General features: G+C 76.6%; 1 protein-coding gene. It reads left to right on the top strand.

Annotated elements, in window-relative coordinates; genetic code table 11:
• Nucleotides 1-96: 96 nt before the first annotated feature.
• On the top strand, nt 97-3,030 hold a 2,934-nt coding region (locus ACFV4F_RS42970; RefSeq protein WP_380511416.1), incomplete at its 3' end, for a beta-ketoacyl synthase N-terminal-like domain-containing protein.

Raw genomic sequence — 3,030 nt, 5'->3', positions numbered from 1 at the left:
GCTGCTGGCCGCTCGGCCCCGCCCACCGGGGCTCCCCCGCGGCCCGCCGCGGCCCCCCGCCCCGCGGGGGGGGGGGCCCCCCACCCCCGCCCCGCGGTGTTCGCAGCGGCGGTGCGCCGGGCGCCGGACGCCGTCGCCCTGGTCGACGGCGAGCGGGAGCTGACCTGGCGCCAGTGGGCCGACGAGGCCGCCGCGCTGGCCCGGGCGCTCCAGGAGCTGGGCGTCGCGCAGGGCGACGTCGTCGCCGTCCAGCTGCCCAACTGCCGGGAGTACCAGACGGCGCACGTCGCCGTCGCCACCGCGGGCGCCGTCCTGCTGCCCGTGCACGCCGGGCACGGCGCCGCCGACGTGCGGGCGCTGCTGGCCCGGGTGGACCCGGTGGCCGTGCTGCTCCCGGCGGAGAGGGCTGCTGCGGCGCCCGGCCTCCTGGCGGACGTTCCCTCCCTGCGGGCGGTGCTGGTCGCGGGCGGCGAGGTTGCGGTGGGGGGCGGTGTCCACGCGCTGGACCGGCTCACCGCCGCGTGGGCGGGCCACCCGCCGCACCCCGTGGAGGTGCGGCCCGAGGACCCGCTGGTCCTCATCCCCTCCTCCGGCACCACCTCGGCCCGGCCCAAGATCTGCGTGCACAGCCACGACGGGCTGCTCTCCAACACCGCGTCCGTCGCCGACGAGGGCGGCCCGGCCTTCGCCGAGGCGATCCTGACGGCCTGCCCGCTCACCCACCTCTTCGGCCTGCAGTCGCTGCACACTGCGCTGTTCCGCGCCTGCCGGCAGGTGCTCCTGCGCGGCTGGGACCCGGAGCGCTTCCTCGCCCTCGCCCGCGCCACCGCGCCGAGCGCCGTCTTCGCCGTCCCCGCGCAACTCCACGACGTCGTCGCCTCCCTGGCCCGCAGCGGGCAGCCGGCCGGCTTCCGGCCGCACGAGGTGCGCACCGCCGGAGCGGCGATCCCCGCCGCGCTGGCCGCCGACGTCCGGGCGGTGCTCGGCGGCGAACTCGTCGTCGTCTGGGGCATGTCCGAACTCGGCACCGGCACCCGGACCTCCCCCACCGACCCGGTCGGCGCCGCCGTGCGCAGCGTCGGCCGGCCCACCAGCGGGGCGCGTGTACGGATCGTCGGCGAGGACGGGTGCGAACTGCCCCCGGGCGAGCCGGGCGACCTCCAGTACCGCAGCCCGAGCATGTTCCGCGGCTACTACCGCGAGCCCGAACTGACCGCCGCGGCCGTCACGCCGGACGGCTGGCTGCGCACGGGCGACCGGGCGAGCCTCGGGGCGGACGGACTGCTGCGCTTCCACGGGCGCGCGGCCGAGCTGATCAACGTCGGCGGGCGGAAGTTCGACGCGACCGAGGTCCAGGAACTGCTGGCGGCGATGCCGGGCATCGGCCCGCTCGCCGTCGTCGGACGGGCGGACGCGCGGCTCGGCGAGATCCCGTGCCTGGTGCTCACCCGCGCGGCGGACCCGGCGATCGGGCTGCGGGCCGTGACCGGCTTCCTGCGGGAGCGCGAGGTCGCCGAGTACAAGATGCCGCTGGAACTGGTGACCGTCGACGACCTCCCGCGCACCCCGGCCGGGAAGCTGCACCGGCGGTCCCTGGAGGAACTGGCGGCCGGGGAGACGGTCGTTCCGCCACTGTCGATGGACTACCGCGACGCGCTGGACCTCGTGCGCTCGTGCGCGGCCGAGGTCATGGAGCGCGGCCCGGACGACGGACCGATCGGCGCCGACACGGCGTTCCGCGCCTACGGACTGGACTCGGTGCGCACCATCCGGCTGCGCAACCTGCTGGCGGAGGCGACCGGCCGTCCGCTGCCGGTGAGCCTCGGCTTCGACCACCCGACCCCGGCGGCCGTCGCCGCACTGCTGTCGGGCGCGGTGCCGGACCGGTCGGAGGAAGGTCCGGACGACGCCTCCTCCGATGAACCCATCGCCATCGTCGGCATGGCCTGCCGCCTGCCGGGCGGCGTGCGGACCCCCGAGGAGCTCTGGCGGCTCCTGAGCGAGGGCCGCGACGGCATCACCGACTTCCCGACCGACCGCGGCTGGGACCTCGACGCGCTCTTCGGCACCGGCCACGGCGTGAGCGCCACCCGCCAGGGCGGCTTCCTCGCCGGCCTCGGGGACTTCGACGCGGGCTTCTTCGGCATCTCGCCGCGCGAGGCCCTCGCGATGGACCCCCAGCAGCGCCTCCTCCTGGAGACGTCCTGGGAGGCCCTGGAGCGCGCCGGGGTCGACCCGCAGCGGCTAGGCGGCAGCCGCACCGGCGTCTTCGTCGGCACCAACGGCCTCGACTACGCGACGCTCATGATGAACTCGCGCGAGGACATCGGCGGCCACGCCGGCACCGGCCTCGCGTCGAGCGTCCTGTCCGGCCGCATCTCCTACACGCTCGGCCTGGAGGGCCCGGCCGTCACCGTCGACACCGCGTGCTCCTCGTCCCTGGTCGCCCTGCACTGGGCCGCCCAGGCGCTCCGCAACGGCGAGTGCGGACTCGCGCTCGCCGGCGGCGTGACGGTGATGACCACGCCGGTGAGCTTCGCCGGCTTCACCGTCCAGAACGGCCTCGCCGCCGACGGCCGCTGCAAGGCCTACTCGGACGCCGCCGACGGCACCAACTGGTCCGAGGGCGTCGGCATGGTCGTCCTGGAGCGGCTGTCCGACGCGCGCCGCAACGGGCACCCGGTGCTCGCCGTCGTGCGGGGCAGCGCCGTCAACCAGGACGGCGCCTCGAACGGCATCACCGCGCCCAACGGGCCGTCCCAGCAGCGCGTCATCCGCCAGGCCCTCGCGAGCGCCGGACTGTCCGCCGCCGAGGTCGACGCCGTCGAGGGCCACGGCACCGGCACCGCCCTCGGCGACCCGATCGAGGCCCAGGCGCTCCTCGCCACCTACGGCAGGAACCGCGAACGGCCGCTGCTGCTCGGCTCGCTGAAGTCGAACATCGGCCACACCCAGGCCGCCGCCGGGGTCGCCGGAGTGATCAAGACCGTGCTCGCCATGCGGCACGGCGTGCTGCCGAAGTCCCTGCAC

This window comes from Kitasatospora sp. NPDC059722, from assembly GCF_042733235.1.
Lineage (GTDB): Bacteria > Actinomycetota > Actinomycetes > Streptomycetales > Streptomycetaceae > Kitasatospora.
The sequence above is the reverse complement of the archived record's forward strand: the minus strand, read 5'-3'. Positions and strand labels throughout refer to the sequence as shown.